Source organism: Actinomadura sp. DC4 (assembly GCF_030406325.1).
In the GTDB taxonomy this organism is placed as follows: domain Bacteria; phylum Actinomycetota; class Actinomycetes; order Streptosporangiales; family Streptosporangiaceae; genus Actinoallomurus.
In genome coordinates this window covers 1-542 of the sequence record NZ_JAUEQY010000102.1, presented here as the reverse complement: position 1 = coordinate 542, position 542 = coordinate 1, and the positions used below count along the sequence as shown (strand labels likewise).

Below are 542 nucleotides of genomic sequence, written 5' to 3'. Positions count from 1 at the left end.
TGAGGGCGGCGCGGTGTTGGTGGTGGGCGCGTGCGGTGGCGAGTGTGTAGGCGACGTCGGCGGGTTCGGCGTCGTGCCGGGCGAGGTGGTCGCGGAGCCGCCGCGCCTGGTCCCGCAGCGCCTGCGGGCTGCGGCCCGACAGCAGGTACGGCGCCACCACCTCGATCCGCTCGGTCTCGGGCTCCGGATCGGGTTCCGGGGCCTCGATGATGGTGTGCGCGTTGGTTCCGGAGATGCCGAACGAGGAGACGGCGGCCCGGCGCGGACGGTCGCTCTCGGGCCACGGCACCGGCTCGGCGAGGAGCGAGACCGCACCCGCCTGCCAGTCGACGTGAGTGGACGGCCGGTCCACGTGCAGGGTCCGCGGCAGCGTCCCGTGCCGCATGGCCTGGACCATTTTGATGATCCCGGCGATGCCGGCGGCGGCCTGGGTGTGGCCGATGTTGGATTTGATCGAGCCGAGCCGCAGTGGCCGGTCGGACGGCCGGTCCTTCCCGTACGTGGCGAGTAGTGCCTGGGCCTCGATGGGGTCGCCGAGGGTG

1 protein-coding gene is annotated in these 542 nt (G+C 73.2%); it reads right to left on the bottom strand.

Going from position 1 to position 542, the window contains the following annotated elements; genetic code table 11:
• Window positions 1-542: ketoacyl-synthetase C-terminal extension domain-containing protein (locus QWU11_RS47145; RefSeq protein WP_290121149.1), on the bottom strand; the 542-nt coding region annotated here is incomplete at both ends.